This window comes from Alistipes sp. HGB5 (genome assembly GCF_000183485.2).
Lineage (GTDB): Bacteria > Bacteroidota > Bacteroidia > Bacteroidales > Rikenellaceae > Alistipes > Alistipes finegoldii.
The window spans coordinates 204,892-220,068 of the sequence record NZ_AENZ01000009.1 but is presented as its reverse complement, the minus strand read 5'-3'; the positions used below and the strand labels follow the sequence as shown (position 1 = coordinate 220,068).

General features: G+C 56.7%; 13 protein-coding genes and 1 pseudogene. 3 read left to right on the top strand and 11 right to left on the bottom strand.

The features are described 5' to 3' along the window. Positions 1–836: 836 nt before the first annotated feature. Entirely contained in the window at positions 837–1,667 is an 831-nt protein-coding gene (locus tag HMPREF9720_RS02150; RefSeq protein WP_009596328.1) for a DNA-formamidopyrimidine glycosylase family protein, read from the top strand. A 177-nt stretch (positions 1,668–1,844) separates the two neighbouring features. On the opposite strand, the pseudogene HMPREF9720_RS02145 reads toward HMPREF9720_RS02150, so the two are convergent. From HMPREF9720_RS02145 to dapF, 5 genes and pseudogenes are all read right to left on the bottom strand, one after another. Beyond that, a pseudogene (locus HMPREF9720_RS02145) lies at positions 1,845–2,654 on the bottom strand (M48 family metallopeptidase). Between the two features lie 101 nt (positions 2,655–2,755). Further along, positions 2,756–3,034, bottom strand: a complete 279-nt coding sequence (locus tag HMPREF9720_RS02140) for a zinc ribbon domain-containing protein (protein ID WP_009596436.1) — start codon at positions 3,032–3,034, stop codon at positions 2,756–2,758. Positions 3,035–3,172: 138 nt separating this feature from the next. Continuing rightward, positions 3,173–3,982, bottom strand: a complete 810-nt coding sequence (locus tag HMPREF9720_RS02135; protein WP_039939583.1) for an alpha/beta fold hydrolase — start codon at positions 3,980–3,982, stop codon at positions 3,173–3,175. A gap of 2 nt (positions 3,983–3,984) precedes the next feature. Then, on the bottom strand, positions 3,985–4,185 hold the full coding sequence (locus HMPREF9720_RS02130) for a hypothetical protein (RefSeq protein WP_009596384.1): 201 nt from the start codon (positions 4,183–4,185) through the stop codon (positions 3,985–3,987). A 21-nt stretch (positions 4,186–4,206) separates the two neighbouring features. Beyond that, positions 4,207–5,013 (bottom strand): diaminopimelate epimerase, encoded by an 807-nt coding sequence (dapF, locus tag HMPREF9720_RS02125; RefSeq protein ID WP_009596469.1) that lies wholly within the window; start codon positions 5,011–5,013, stop codon positions 4,207–4,209. 137 nt (positions 5,014–5,150) lie between these two features. Here dapF and HMPREF9720_RS02120 point away from each other — a divergent pair, with 137 nt between their 5' ends. Both HMPREF9720_RS02120 and tamL read left to right on the top strand, forming a co-directional pair. Further along, a complete protein-coding gene (locus HMPREF9720_RS02120) occupies positions 5,151–5,897 on the top strand; it encodes a nitroreductase family protein (protein ID WP_009596451.1) in 747 nt (248 codons plus the stop codon). 8 nt (positions 5,898–5,905) lie between these two features. After that, on the top strand, positions 5,906–8,281 hold the full coding sequence (gene tamL, locus HMPREF9720_RS02115; RefSeq protein ID WP_009596337.1) for a translocation and assembly module lipoprotein TamL: 2,376 nt from the start codon (positions 5,906–5,908) through the stop codon (positions 8,279–8,281). A 189-nt stretch (positions 8,282–8,470) separates the two neighbouring features. Here the strand turns inward: tamL and HMPREF9720_RS02110 are convergent, their stop codons facing one another. The 6 genes from HMPREF9720_RS02110 to HMPREF9720_RS02085 form a co-directional block, all read right to left on the bottom strand. After that, entirely contained in the window at positions 8,471–9,379 is a 909-nt protein-coding gene (locus HMPREF9720_RS02110; protein WP_009596434.1) for a helix-turn-helix domain-containing protein, read from the bottom strand. A 183-nt stretch (positions 9,380–9,562) separates the two neighbouring features. After that, positions 9,563–10,117: an OmpH family outer membrane protein gene (locus HMPREF9720_RS02105; RefSeq protein ID WP_009596382.1), complete on the bottom strand. Its 555-nt coding sequence runs from the start codon at positions 10,115–10,117 to the stop codon at positions 9,563–9,565. A gap of 30 nt (positions 10,118–10,147) precedes the next feature. Next, entirely contained in the window at positions 10,148–10,654 is a 507-nt protein-coding gene (locus HMPREF9720_RS02100) for an OmpH family outer membrane protein (protein ID WP_009596385.1), read from the bottom strand. A 183-nt stretch (positions 10,655–10,837) separates the two neighbouring features. Continuing rightward, a complete protein-coding gene (locus tag HMPREF9720_RS02095; RefSeq protein WP_009596475.1) occupies positions 10,838–13,411 on the bottom strand; it encodes a BamA/OMP85 family outer membrane protein in 2,574 nt (857 codons plus the stop codon). A gap of 26 nt (positions 13,412–13,437) precedes the next feature. Then, the gene (locus HMPREF9720_RS02090; protein ID WP_014775663.1) at positions 13,438–14,151 is read right to left on the bottom strand and encodes an isoprenyl transferase; all 714 of its coding nucleotides are present in this window, start codon (positions 14,149–14,151) and stop codon (positions 13,438–13,440) included. Positions 14,152–14,229: 78 nt separating this feature from the next. Further along, the gene (locus HMPREF9720_RS02085; protein ID WP_009596378.1) at positions 14,230–15,108 is read right to left on the bottom strand and encodes an NAD(+)/NADH kinase; all 879 of its coding nucleotides are present in this window, start codon (positions 15,106–15,108) and stop codon (positions 14,230–14,232) included. Positions 15,109–15,177 lie beyond the last annotated feature (69 nt).

The window sequence follows — 15,177 nt, the reverse complement described above, 5'->3', positions numbered from 1 at the left end:
AAAACCGTTCGCCGATTCTTCGGGGCGGGACGAAGCCGCTGTTTTTTATTTCTTACATCTTTTATGAAATCCGCACCGGCTGCATGTCAACTCGTAGGTATTCTTGTGGACGGAGAGCAGGTGCAATGAAATGTGATGGCATTTGGAGCAGCGCAGTGTCGATAATAACAGTTCATAGTGCCTGAACAGGGGGATATTTATGCTGCTTACCGCGATGCATGACAATCCGAACCACGGGTTTTGGCAGGCAAATGCAAGGAGTAACCCGCCTGCCATTATCAGAGAAAGTAGGGCCAGTCCGGATAAGCGGATGATTCTGTTCTGCATGTGTTTCGAGAACCAGAGCGGCAGTGTGGCGCAAATACTGACTGTAGCCGGGACGAAACTGATGCAGATTAGCAGTAGATAGCTATTCATAATATCAGTCAGCCGGTCCCTCGGCGTATGTAAGTGGGATTGTAGCATAAAAAACGTGGGACAAAACTCGTATATCTGCTTTTCGAGGTCTTAGGAAACCATGTAGTACAAATATAGAATGAAGCCCACGTTGGAAACGTGAGCGTCAAACTTCATTCCTCGTACTACTTCAGAAAGTTCCTAAGTTTCGAAAAGCAAGGTATAAAGCTAACGCTTTTTATATGTGTGCCCTGTTATTTTTGAATGCGAGGGCGTAATAATCTGAATTGGAGATCTTCTGTTGTTAATTCATAGGCAGCGGTATTTAATATTCGTCTCTGCAAATATATATAAAAAATCGGAATTGCCGAAATGGAGGCCGATCACCGGCATCGTATGGAAATTTGATTATCTTTGTTGCAACACCTGAAATTGAAAAAATGCTCGAAATTCCCGAATCTTACTCGTTTGCACGGCAAGCTGCCGATATGCTCTCCGGCCGCACGGTCACGGATGTATTCAATGCCACCCATCCCCACAAATTTACTTGGTACTTGGGTGATCCGGCCGATTACCGGGCACGACTCGTCGGTAAAACGGTTCGTGCTGCTGAAGGGCACGGAGCATTCATCGACCTGCTTCTGGACGATGAGGCGCATATCGCTCTTTCTGACGGCGTCAATCTGCGTTATCATGCGCCCGGAGCGGAGGTTCCGCCGAAATATCAGCTTCTGATCGCTTTCGACGACGATAGTTTTCTGGTTTTTACGGTCGCCATGTACGGCGGGATCATCGCATTCCGGAAGAATTTCGACAATCCGTATTATCTCGGCGCACTCTCGAAGCCCTCTCCGCTGGACGACGCTTTCGATGAAGCCTGTTTCGGCCGGCTTCTCTCCGATGCCAAGTCCAATTTGTCGGCAAAAGCGTTCTTGGCGACGGAACAGCGTATTCCCGGACTCGGAAACGGTGTTTTGCAGGATATTTTGTTCAAGTCGCATATTCACCCCAAGCGCAAGCTGGCGACGCTGGGTGATGCAGAACTGGGGCGGATGTATTCATCGGTGAAATCGACCCTGAGGGATATGGCGGATCGCGGCGGACGCGATACGGAGAAAGATTTGCTGGGCAAGCCCGGCGGGTACAAGACCCTGCTCTCTAAAAACACCTTCGCGGAGCCTTGTCCGGGCTGCGGCGGTGTGATTGTCAAGGAGGCTTATCTGGGCGGAGCCGTCTATTACTGTCCTGTCTGTCAGCCGCTGATAAAATAGCGAGACATGCAAAAAAGCCGCCCAAAAAGGGGCGGCTTTTCCGTTGCATGAGTGTGCCAATGCGAAGGCTGGCGTGCTGCGGCGGGTTTTATTCCGGACAACCGGTTTTATTCCGAGTATGCTGGTTGCCGGACTTTTCGGCCGTTGAACGCGGGGTATCCGCTGCGGCTTGACGGCCTACTGCTGGTGTGCGGCTACGTAGGCGTCGGCTTTCTCTTTCATGCGCGCAGCGCGTTTTTCGCTGTCGGGATGCGAAGAGAACATTTTCTGTACCGTCGAGGACTTCGCGCCCTTGGAAAGCTCGACCAGCTTGTTCAGCGAATTGCCCATGCCGTAGGGGCTGAAACCGTTCTTTACGGAGAATTCGAATCCGTATTCGTCGGCTTCGTATTCCTGCTTCTGCGAGAACTGGGCGCCGGTGAATGCCGTCACGACCTCGCCGAGCTACGAGTCGCTCAGCTTGGCCAGCGTGCTGCCCTCGGCGGCTCCTGCGGCATTGCGCGCCGCCGATGAGAGGTAGGCGTTTTTCATCGCGTGTTTTACGTCGGCATGTACCACATGGCCGATCTCATGGCCGATGATCGCCATCAGTTCGTCGTCGTCCATCAGGTCCATCAGGGCGCTGAATACGCGGATCGAACCGTCGCCGCAGGCGAAGGCATTGACGTCCACGACATGGTAGACCTTGAAGTTGAGCGGCAGTCCGTTGATCTCGGTGATCCCCTCGGTCAGCCGCTTGAGACGTGCGCCGTATTCGGTCGTTTCGTCGGCGATGGGGTTGTTGGCATCCATCCATTCGACCGCTTCGCGGCTCAGCTGGGCAATGTCCTTGTCGCTCAATGTCACGGCTTTGGCCACGTCCTTTCCCGCTTCGAGCAGTTTTCCGGTGTTGAGTTTCCTGCCGCCGATTTTCAGCTGGGCTGCGGCGTCGGCGGGCCACATGGCGCACAGAAGCAGGGCAAAGCCCATAAAGAAAAGTTTTTTCATTTCAAGTATGTTTTAATTAGCGTTTGTGGTTTTTTCGGGACAAATATAACGCAATTCTGCTGCGGATACAAAAACGGACCGGAATTTCCGGTCCGCTTTCGTTATTTGCTCCAGCGCTTGAGCGTCGGAAAATACTCCCGCATCAGCCTGACAGCCTCTTCACGGGTATAGCTTTTGCCGTTCTCGTCGCGGAATTCTTCGTGGAACTCGGCGCAGTGCCGGATCATCTCTTCCATCGTGTACGCTTCGGTAAAGGCGCCGTTTTTGTAGCAATAGACGCAGTAGTCCGCGCTCGCGCCGCCGTCGGCTTCCGTGCCGAAGTCGCCCGCCGTCTGCATCGGCATGCCGCAGCTCTGACAGAATTTCATCTCTTCGTTCATCGTTCAAAGGTTTTATATCCTGCCGGAACCGATGAGACGCGGTTCAGAGAGGATCGGTTTAGTCTGTTCCGGGAATAGGATCGAATCGCGCCGGCTGCCCCCCCCCGGAGAAATTATCGCCCGAACGGTTTTTTCGCGCTATCCGATTTTTTCATCGTGGACGAAATCCAGTATCGCCTGAGCCGCCGCTTCCGGCTCTTCGAGGAATCCCATGTGTCCCGAATTTTCCAGCCATACGACCTGCGCCTGCGGGTGCTCCGCAACCATCTTTTCGGCTGCTTCGGGCGGTATGTAACCGTCTTTTCGGCCGAGTATGAAAAGCTGCGGGACCTTCGACGTGCGCAGCATTTCGTTCTGGTCCCTGCGGGCTATCATGCCGCCCAGCAGGGCTACGATTCCCTCGTCTTCGGTGACGAAAACCTGCTCGGTAAGGTCTTCGATTTCGTCCCGCATGCGTGCGCGGTTCTCTTCGGCGAATCCTGCGGCGGGAGCTACCCGCGCCAGCATCTCTTTCTTCCCGGCCTCGACGAGCGCGATCTCCCGGCGGCGGTTCTCGGCCTTCTCCGGCGTGTCGGGATTGGGCGTGGAGCTGAGCAGCACCACGCCGTCGAGCATTTCGGGGTGGCGTTCGCAGAAAGCCAGCGCTACGTATCCGCCCATCGAATGTCCTACGAGCGTGCAGCGTCCGATGCCGAGGGCTTTGAGCGCGTCGGCGACCGTGTCGGCCAGAAAATCCATTGTATGGACCGCGCCCGTCACCACCGAAATGCCGTGGCCCGGCAGATCGAGTGTCACCACGCGCACCTCCTTATATATATAAGGTACGAAATCCTCCCAGACGAGCAGCGATTCGAGATAGCCGTGCAGCAGCACGACGCATTTGTCTCCGGCCTGCGAATCGCAGACGTGCAGGGCCGTGGAGCCGGCCATAATGAATTTTTCAGTCATGATTACAAGGGTTGCTCCTCGTCCTGATCGTCGAGGTAGTCGAGTACGGATTCGCGCCGGGGCATGAGTTCTTCCTCCTCCTCTTCGTCGATCGAACGGTAGAGCGAATGGCGCTCCTTGCCGCTTTTGCGCATCGGTTCGAGACGTTTGGCTTTCCGAAGTTCGTCCGCTTCATGTTCGCGAATTCCCTTTTGTGTTTTCATGGATGGGAAAAGATGAGTGGTTTAGAAATTGTCGGTTTCGAATACCCCTTTGAAGACGCGCCGCGCAGGGCCCGTAAGCCGGATATCCGTATAGGTCTGCGTGCCGGGTTCATGCGAGAAGCGTACGTGCAGTTCGCCTCCGGGCACCGTGATTCGGTATTTGGTCGTTTCGTGCTGCAAAGCGTAATTGGTTATGATCGCCGCGGCGGTAGCTCCCGTGCCGCAGGCCAGCGTTTCGTTTTCGACGCCCCGTTCGTAGGTCCGCATCCGGATTTCGCCCTCGCCTGCGATCTCTGCGAAATTGACATTCGTCCCCTGCGGAAAACGCGCCGTGTCGTGACGGATCATCCGTCCCAGACCCTTTACGTCCACGCCGTCCAGCTCCTCCGTGAATTCCACATAGTGGGGAACGCCCGTATTGAGGAACCACCAGCCTTTGCCGCTGCGGATTTCCGATACATTTATCATGCCCAGCTCGATCTCGCCCGTCCGGTTCTTCGCGCGGCATATGCGCGCGGTGTGCATGCCGTCCGTGGCGTCGAAATACTTGGTTTCGCCGCCGATGCCCAGATGCTCGGCGAAAAGCGCGAAACACCGTGCGCCGTTGCCGCACATTTCGCCCGGCGAACCGTCGGCGTTGTAGTAGCGCATCGAGCAGTCCATCTCGACGCTGCGCCGCAGGGTCATCAGCCCGTCGGCTCCGATGCCGAAGTGGCGGTCGCACAAGGCCGCGATCAGCCGTGCGTCGGCGCTGAACAGCTCTTCGCGGTCGTCGATGAGGATGAAATCGTTGCCTGCGCCCTCGTATTTTACGAATGATACCAGCATTTCGGATAGTGGTTATATCATCGCAAAAATAATAAAACTTCTAAAAGTTTTACTATTTTTGTGGAAAATAAGCGCATTCGCCCGGACCGGCGGACGCTTGTATTGTTTTTATACAGAACCGATAAAAGAAAAAATCCATGAAAAGTGTGCTTTTCAAGCATCGTTCGATACGTAAATTCTGTTCCACACCCGTTCCCGAAGAGCTGCTGCAGGAGATACTGGCAGCGGCTTCGCGGGCTTCGACCTGCGGCAACATGCAGCTCTATTCGCTGGTCGTGACGCGCGATGCGGCCCTGCGCGCGAAACTCGCCCCGTGCCATTTCAACCAGCCGATGGTGACGCAGGCGCCTTGCGTGGTGACGGTCTGCGCCGACGTGCACCGCTTCTCGATGTGGTGCGAGCAGCGCGACGCCGATCCCGCATACGACAACTTCGCATGGTTCCTGAACGCTTCGACGGACGCCCTGCTTGCGGCCCAGAACCTCTGCGTCGAGGCCGAAATGAACGGGCTGGGCATCTGTTACCTCGGTACGACGATCTATACGGCCGGGATGATCGCCGAGATACTCGAACTTCCGAAGGGGGTGATTCCCGTGACGACCATCGTGCTGGGCTATCCCGACGAATCGCCCGAACTGACCGACCGTCTGCCGCTGGAAGCCGTCGTGCATTACGAGAAATACACCGACTATACGGCCGCCGAGATCGACGAATTGTGGGCCGAGCGCGAAGAGTCGGAGCTGACCAAGCGTCTGCTGGAGGAGAACGGGCTGCCTAATCTGGCGCAGATTTTCACGCAGCGCCGTTATGTGCGTGAGGACAACCTCTCCATCTCGAATTCCTACTTCGCTCTGCTGAAAGAGAAGGGGTTCTTTAACAACTGATCGGGGGCGTGCGGGGCTTGAGTCGTATATTAGCTGTCGCCGTGCTGGGCTTTTTGTGCTCCGCGTGCAGCGTTACGCGCAAGATTCCCGAAGGGCAGTACCTGCTGCAGAAGGTGACGATCGAGTCCGACAAATCGACGCCCCGCAAGGAGCGCATCACGGCTGCCGACCTCGAAAAATACGTGCGCCAGACCCCCAACAAGCGTTTTCTGGGGACGAATTTCTATGTCTGGCTCTACGAGCAGGCCAATCCGGGCAAGCAGAACTGGTGGAACAACTGGAAACGCAAGATCGGGCAGGAACCCGTGCTGCTCGACATGAGCCTGACCGAGCGGAGCGCGCAGAACCTGAAGGTCTATATGGACACGCGCGGGTTCTTCTCTTCCCAAGCGACGTTCGAAGTCGATACCACCTCGCGCCGCAGGCGCGCCAAGGTCGTCTACCGCACCCGGCAGGGCGAGCCTTACCGCATCGACAGCATTTCGTACGATTTTCAGGACAAGTTCCTCGAACAGATCATCCTGCCCGACACCGCCAATACGCTGATCCGTCCGGGGCGGGTTTTCGACATCGCGGTGCTCGACCGCGAGCGGGAGCGCGTCACGGCTTTCCTCAAGGAGCGCGGCTACTACAACTTTACGGTCAACAACATCGACTATGTCGCCGACACGCTCGGCGGAAACCATCAGGTCGATGTGCAGGTCAATATCAAGCAGTATCTTACGGGTTACAACGAACGCGGACAGGCCGTGATGGACAACAACATGGTCTACCGCATCGACCGGATCAACGTCTTTCCGGCGTACGATCCGACCGTCGCGCGGACCGATTCGACCTTTCTTTCGCGGCTCGATACGCTCTATTACCGCGGTCTGAATATCATCTACGAGAAGCGTCCGAACCTGCGTCCGGCCATTCTGCGTCAGTCGGTGCCGCTCTATCCCAACTACGTCTACAATTCGGCGCAGGTGAACCGCGCCTATACCGACCTGATGTCGCTCGGCTATTTCAAGAGCGCCAAGATCGCCTTCGTCGAGCAGCCCCGGAGCGTCGATGTCACCAATTACGTCTCCTTCATCGGCGCCTCGGCGGATTCCACGCAGACCCGCTTTACGAAGGAGGGCTATCTGGAGTGCAATATTTTGTGCACCCCGGCGCTCAAGCAGAGTTTCAAGGTCGATCTCGAAGGCAGTACGACGTCGAGTTTCTACGGACTGAAGGCTACCGTCGGTTACCAGAACCGCAACATCTTCCGGGGAGCGGAGGCGCTGGACGTTTCGTTTACGGCGGGATACGAGTTTATGAAGGCGCCCGACGCCAAGAAAAAGCGCGCCACGGAATTCGGCGTTACCACCGGACTCACCTTCCCGCGTTTTCTGGTGCCGTGGCGTACGCGGCGGTTCCGTTCGGTGAACCAGCCGAAGACCAAGGTGGAGCTTTCGGTCAATTTTCAGGACCGCCCCTATTATCGGCGTACGCTTTCGAGTGCGGGAATCACCTACCAGTGGACCAACAACCGTTACTCTTCGTTCTCGCTGCGGCCCGTCGATATCAATGTCGTCGATGTGAATCGGCTGGACTCGACCTTCCTCGGCAAGACGACGAATAAATACCTGAAAAACAGTTTCCGCACCCAGTTTATCGGCGGCCTTTCGTTCGGCTACAGCTATAACAACCAGCGTAAGAATCTGGGCGGCAACGCCACCAATATCCGCTTCAATCTGGAGACGGCGGGCAACCTGATCGACGCGGTGGACCGGCTGTTCTATGCGCGGCCGAAGGAGGGCGAGCCCGCCAAAATCTTCGGCATCGAATATTCGCAGTATTTCCGTACAGACCTGAGCGTCAGCCGCAAGATAATGCTTGGCGAGGTATCGGCTCTCGTGGGGCGTCTCTACGGTGGCGTGGCGATGGCCTACGGCAACTCGTCGGCCGTGCCCTTCGACCGGCAGTTCTATGCCGGCGGCAGCAACGGCATGCGCGGCTGGACGCCCCGCACGCTCGGTCAGGGGTCGGTGCCCAATCCGCACGACTCTTTCCCGATACAGACGGGCGACGTCAAGCTGGAGGCCAACCTCGAACTGCGCTTTCCGATCTGGGGTATGGTGCACGGCGCGACTTTCTTCGATCTGGGCAATATCTGGTATATCCGGCGGAATCCTTCGGAGTACTCCGACGACGCCGTCTTCTTTTTCGACAAGTTTTATAAGCAGTTGGGATTCAACACCGGACTGGGTCTGCGTTTCGACATCAAGTTCGCCGTGCTCCGGCTCGACTGGGGTGTGCAGCTCCACAATCCCAACAATCCGGCGGGCGAACGGTGGATCCACAACCTCCGCTGGAAGAATACCGCGCTCAACTTCGGCGTCGGATATCCCTTCTGACGAGGCTTCGCGACGACAAACCCCGGCGCAGTGCTGCGGCCGGGGTTTCGTATGCAGGAGGGTGTGCATACTGCCGGATATGCGCTGTCAGACGTGCTCCGTCGGATATTCACTGCCGGATATGCCTCTCCTCGACATGCACCGCCGGATGCGTATTGCCGGACGTGTTCCGCCGGATGCTGGCCCTTGTCAGTTCTGCGCCTTGTACTGCGAGGGCGACATGCCCGTGTTGCGCTTGAAGTAGCTGCCGAAGAACGACTGGTTCGGGAAGTTCAGGTAGTAGGCGATCTCCTGTATGCTCATCGTCGAGTATTTGAGCAGGGTTTTGGCCTCCAGAATCACATAGTTGTCGATCCACTCCGAAACCGACTGCCCGCTGATGCGCTTGATGAGCGTGGTGAGGTATTTGGGCGTGATGCAGAGCTGGCGGGCGTAGAACCCGACGCTGCGCTCTTCGCGGAAGTGTTCGCCCAGCAGGTGGGTGAATTGCTTGAAGTACTCTTCGGCGCGGTTGTGCGAATTGTTCTGCCCTTCGGGATGCTCCGCGAGGTAGTGGTACATGATATCCCCGACCTTGTAAATCGTTGCGGCGATCAGTCCGCTGACGATATCGAACGAGAAATGGGTCTCCGGCCCGCGGGTTTCGCGTTCGATCTGGGCGATCATGCCGCGCATGGAGCGGCTCTCTTCGGGTGTCAGCGCCAATGTGGGATTTTCGACGAATTTGAGGAACAGCGGCATCATGTTTTTGATGTCGATGTTGATGCGGCGCATGAAGTCGGGCGATATGGCGATGACGTCGGCCTTGAAATACTGCTGCGAATTTACCTGCAGGATATTTTTCGGGGTGAAGATGAACATCGAATCCTTCTTCAGCCGGAATTCATGCAGGTTGAACGATACGGAGGTCTCCCCTTCGGTGCCGACTCCGATTATGAAGGCGTCGATGCGGCACGGGAACCGGAAGACCTGCATCTGGGAGTCGCTGCTGGCCGTAATGCATTCGCGCATCAGGCCCTGACGTTGTTCGCCGGCCAAGTCTATAAGTTCGGCCAGCGTAAATGAGTTGATCGGTGTTTGGCTCTCTGTATTGTTCATTTCGTCTCTGGATTTTGGATGAAATATAGCGATAAAAACTCATATTCAGTTCATATAGTTTTATATTCGGACCAAATGAACAGCTTTGTGCCTCTTTTGATCGCCGCTTGCGGCAGGGGCATGAAAAAGGCGCCGGAATCGCCGGCGCCTTTTTCATGCCCCATCGGGAAATCCCGGAGTGACTTATTTCGAAGCAGCGGGTGCGGCCGCAGCGGCGGGAGCATCCGTAATGCCGAGTTCTTTCTTCACTGCGGGGGCGATGTCGGTGAGGGAAGCCTCGTCGAAATAGGCGAGCGAACCCGTCGAAGTGTCGAATACTGCCAGATAGCCGCCTGCGGCAGCCACTTTGTCGATCGCGTTCTTGGCCTTCTCGATAATCGGGGCCAGCAACTCGTTCTGACGCTTCTGGAAGTCCTGCTGGGCTGCCTGCTCGAACTCGTTGCGGCGCTGAATCAGGGCGTTGAGATCGTTCTCCTTGAGCTGGCGTACCGATTCCGAAAGGGTGTTGAAATTCTTCTGGAACTCCTGCAGTTTCTGGTTGTATTCGACGGTCATGGACTCCAGATTGTCCTGAAGATCCTTGGCATAAGCCTCCATGTTGGTCTGCATCTCCTTCGTTTCGGGCATCCCCACGATGATCTCCTGCGTGTTGATGCGTCCGAATTTCTGTTGTGCGAAGAGCGATGTCGCGCCCATCACGAATACAACCGCAAGGGTTAGTTTGATTGCTTTTTTCATAAAAGATTATTAGTTAATTGTTTGATGTTTCTACTTCTTCAGTATGTCGATCAACTGCTGCGTGCGCTCCACACTGGGATTCGTATAGAGCAGCGTGGGATTGTTCGCCGAGTCGAGCACCACGTCGGCGCCGGCCTGCTTGGCGTAGGCTTCGATGGCCGCGAAGACCTTCTTCTGGATCGGCTCGATCATTTCGATCCGCTTTTTCATCAGCGCGCCGTCGTTGCCGAAGAGGCTCTCCTGAAAGGTCTGCGCCTCTTTTTCGCGGGCGAGAATGGCGTTTTCGCGGGTCTGGCGGGTTGTCGCCGAGAGCGAAGCCTTCTGATTCATATAGGCGTTGTAAAGCGCTTCCACTTCAGCGAATTTGGCGTCCACCTGTTCCTGATATTGCTTGGCGAGTTCGTCCAGATCGGAGATCGCCTTGTTGTAGGCCGCGACGGATTTGAAAACCTTTTCGCTGTTGACGATTATGTAATTCTGCGCTGCCAGCGTGCCGGCCGTGAGAATGAATGCCGCGATTAAAATCAGACGTTTCATAATCTTATGTTTTTAAGTTAATATTCAGCCGGTTTCCCGGAACCATACCATAAATATAACTATTTTCTTTCAAATTTATTGCCAGCCTCTCTTTTTTTGCAAACGCCTCCGCCGGAATTCCGGGTCCCCCTTTTCAAAGGGAGATTCGAATACGTGGGGATTGTCCGCGGAATCGTGCGCCGGTTAGAACTGCTGGCCCATTACGAAGTGGAACTGGCTTCCGCTCTTGCCGCTCTGACCTGCCGGCGAGTCGAAGCCGTAACCCCAGTCGATACCCAGCATACCCACCACGGGCAGGTAGAGACGTACGCCGAAACCGGCCGAACGCTTGATCTTGAAGGGCGAGAACTTCTTCCACGAATCGAATGCGTTACCGCCTTCGAGGAATCCCAGCACATAGATCTGCGACGAAGGTTTCAGGATGACGGGGTAGCGGATCTCGGCGGTGTATTTGTTGTATGCCACCGAATAGTCGTTCGTGGGATCGAGGGCGCCGTCTTCGTAACCGCGCATCGAGATGATGTCGATACCGTAGATGTTGTATCCCGACATGCCGTCGCCGCCGACTTCGAAGCGTTCGAAAGGCGAAACCTTATATTTGTTGTAGTTGCCGAGGTAACCCATTTCGGCCTTGAGCATCAGCACGAGATTCGAGTTCTTGGTCAGCGCTTGGAACCACTGCGCCTTGAACTGCCACTTGTGGAACTCGACCCAGCGGTAACGCTCCTGATTTGCTTTGTCCGCCACCTTGCTGTCCGTGCTGTTGGCAAGCTCCGCCAGCTTCTTGTAGTCTTTGCCGTCCCAGAGCGAGTAGGGGGGCGTGAACTGCACCGATGCGCTGAACTCCGAACCGCGGCGCGGATAGATCGGCTGGTCCACCGAGTTGCGTGCGAAGACGAATTTGAGCGAGAGCAGGTTGGCGGCGCCGTTGGTCATGCCGAACGTATTCCAGTTTTTGAGCGAGAAGCGTTCGTAGCTCGCCTCGCCGTAAAGCGTGAAGTAGGGGTCGGGCCAGTTGAGACGCTTGCCCAGACCTGCCGCCAGACCGTACGTGCGGAAGTACTGCGTACTCTTCTGCCATACGTAATAGGCGTTGTTCTGCTCGGAGAAGTGGGCCGATATGGTGAACGAATTGGGCTTCTTGCCGCCCAGCCACGGGTCGGTGAAACTCAGGGCGAACGCCTTGTAGTAGGTGCCGTTGGTCTGCGCCGACAGCGACAGCCGCTGGTTCTGGCCCATCGGGTAGGGGCGCCATGCGCCCTTCTTGAAGAAGTTCTTGATCGAAAGGTTGTTGAGCGTGATGCCCACCGAACCGACGAACGTTCCCGAACCCCAGCCGCCGGCGATGTTGAACTGGTCGGAGGCCTGCTCTTCGAGCGGCCAGTTGACGTTCACCAGCTCGTTCGAAACGGGTTTGATGTCGGGCATGATCGCTTCGGGGTTGAAGTGTCCCAGCGAGCCGAGCGTGCGGATGGTCTGCATGAGCAGCGAACGGTCGTAAAGCTCACCCGGACGGGTGTAAAGCTCGCGGCGGATCACCTCGTCGTCCACGCGCTGGTTGCCCGTGATGCCGACTTCGTTGATGGTGAACTGCTTGCCTTCGAATACCTTGACCTCGATGTCGATCGAATCCGGCCCGATGATGGTTTCGGCGGGTTCGATCTGCGACATCAGGTAGCCCTTGTTCTGGTAGAGCGACGATACGGACATCGCTTCGGGATCGGTCTCCTTGCCGATGCCCAGACGCTTGTGCATCGACTTCTTGTCGTACGTGTCGCCCTTGTTGACGCCGAACATGCGCTGCAGGTCGTCGGTTTCGTACACCGAGTTGCCGACCCACGACACGTTGCGGATGTAGTATTTGTTGCCTTCCGAAATGTCGAGGTCGATGGCCAGCCGCTTGTCGCTGATCGGATAGATCGAGTCGCTGACGATCGTGGCGTTGCGGTAGCCTTTCGAGTTGTAGAAGTCGATCAGCAGGTCCTTGTCGTTCTCGTAGTCGCTCTCGTTGAGTTTGGTGCCGCGGAAGAAGTTGATGCTCTTCTGGTGCGTCTTCTTGAAGGTCCGGCGCAGGCGCTTGTCCTTGAACTGCTCGTTGCCCGTGAAGTTGATCTTGCCGATCTTGACTTTGTGTTTGCGGTCGATCAGGAAGGTTACGTTGACCATCTGCGGGCGCAGCGTGTCGTTGGTAATGCGCGTCGAGACCTCCGTGTTGCGGAAGCCCTTCTCGGACCAGTAGGCCTTGATGAGTTTCTGGTTCTTGTCGATGACGTAATCCGAAAGCTCGCTGCCCCGTTTGAGCTTGAGCTTTTCGAGCAGGTCTTTCTTCTTGCCCTTCGAGATGCCTTCGAAGTCCCAGTTGTTGACGCGCGGCCGCTCTTTGAGGAACACCGCCAGATCGAGGCTGTCGCCCTCGATCTCGGCTCCGATCTTCACGTCCGAGAAAAACCGCTGGCTCCACAGACGCGAAATGGCGTTTGCGATGAAGTTGCTCGGCAGGTAAATCGAATCGCCGGGGATCAGCCCGGCCGAAGACTTGAGAATGTCGGGGTTGAGGTACTGCACGCCGTGAATGTTGACGTCGCGGATGTAATAGAGTTTCTGCGCGCCGTCCTGCCGCAATATGGGTGCGTCTACCGGGAATGCGGGCTTGGCCGAAGCCGCGGTGTCAGCAGGATTCTGCTCTTGGGCGAATATATTCGTGCAGCACAGCACGAGGGCAGCGGCTGCCGTGAATATCTTACCGAAATAATTCATCTATTTAAATCTAATCTTAACTTCATCTATTTTACCAGCCCGAAACGGCGGTCGCGCCGGGCGTATTCCTCCATTGCACGGTCGAACTCCTCCTCGGTGAAATCGGGCCACAGCACCTCCGGGAAGTAGAGTTCGGCGTAGGATGCCTGCCAGAGCAGGAAGTTGCTGAGCCGGTGTTCGCCGCTCGTGCGGACGATCAGGTCCGGGTTGGGGTAGGGCGCCGTGTCGAGCGCCGCGCTGATCGTGCCTTCCGAAATCTCCTCCGGCGCCAGCTCTCCCGATGCGGCCCGTGCGGCGATTTGGCGTACGGCGCGGGTGATCTCGCTGCGCGAGGAGTAGTTGAGCGCCAGTATCAGCGTCAGGGTCTTGCCCCCGGCGGTCCGCTGCTCGGCTTCGGCCAGATAACGCTGCACCTTTTCCGAAAAACGCGTGCGGTCGCCGATCATCCGGATCTCCACCCCCTGACGGATCAGTTCGGGCGTTTCGTTGACCACGCTTTTGCAGAAAAGTTCCATCAGCGCATCGACCTCCTGCGCGGGACGTCCCCAGTTTTCGGTCGAGAAGGCATAGAGCGTCAGGTACTTCACACCCCAGCGCGCGGCGGCGCGCAGCGACGCCCGTACGGGTTCGACGCCGGCGACATGGCCTTCGTAACGCTCTTTGCCGCGCAACTCGGCCCAGCGGCCGTTGCCGTCCATGATGATGGCGACGTGTTGCGGTATGCGATTCTGCTCGCTCATATTAGGGCACAAATATAGGGAATAAAAATGAAAAATACCTATTAAATGAACAACTTTACACCGTTTTTGTGCGGGGCCTTAACTGCGGATGTCGATGCCCCACATCATTTTATTCCGTAACGTGTCGTAAAATGATATATTGTGCGGTACGGCCAAAAAAATCTTCTGTTCGGCGCGTTTGACGGTGAATGTCGCCTCCTGCCCGACGGCATAGACGCGGTTGTCCAGAGTGACGAATGCGTCCGAGCGGCGCGTGTGTACGTGAAGCGTGATGACGGCGGTGTCGGGAATGACCACGGGACGCATCGTCAGGTTGTGCGGCGCCAGCGGCGAGATCACCAGACAGGCGCACGTCGGGGCTACGACCGGGCCGCCCGCGCTGAGCGAGTAGGCCGTCGAGCCGGTCGGCGTCGAGAAGATGACGCCGTCGCCGTGGTAGGTGGCGACCATCTGGTCGTCCACGTAGGTTTCGACCGAGATCATGCCTGCGCCGTGGCGCTGAACGGTGAATTCGTTGAGCGCCAGCGTGGTGTCGGGCTGCTCGGCGTAATCGCCCGTGACTTCGATCATCGAGCGGGCCTCGGTGGTGAGACGCCCCTCCGCGATCTCCTTGAAGATCAGGTTCAGGCCGGCGGACGGGGCGCTGGTCAGGAAGCCCAGATGCCCGGCGTTGATGCCCATGACGGGAATCGGTGCGCCGCAGAGACGGTGCACGCCTTCGAGCAGCGTGCCGTCGCCGCCGTAGCAGACCATCACCGAATTGGCAGGCTGTTTGCCCGTGCATTGTCCGTAGATCTTTTCCGGCGGAATGCGGATGCCCGTAAGCTCTTCGGCCAGAGGCGCGAACTCCTCGTTGACGGCGTAGTCGAATCCGAAAATGCGGAAGGCTTCGAACAGCTGGCAGATCTCCCCGGCGGTGTGAGGCAGCTGGCGGCGGGAAAAAAGTATGATTTTCATCGGCGGAGTTTCGAAAAAATAAGTAACTTTACCACGCCAAGACGATACAGGAAGCCGGTTCGTGCCTCG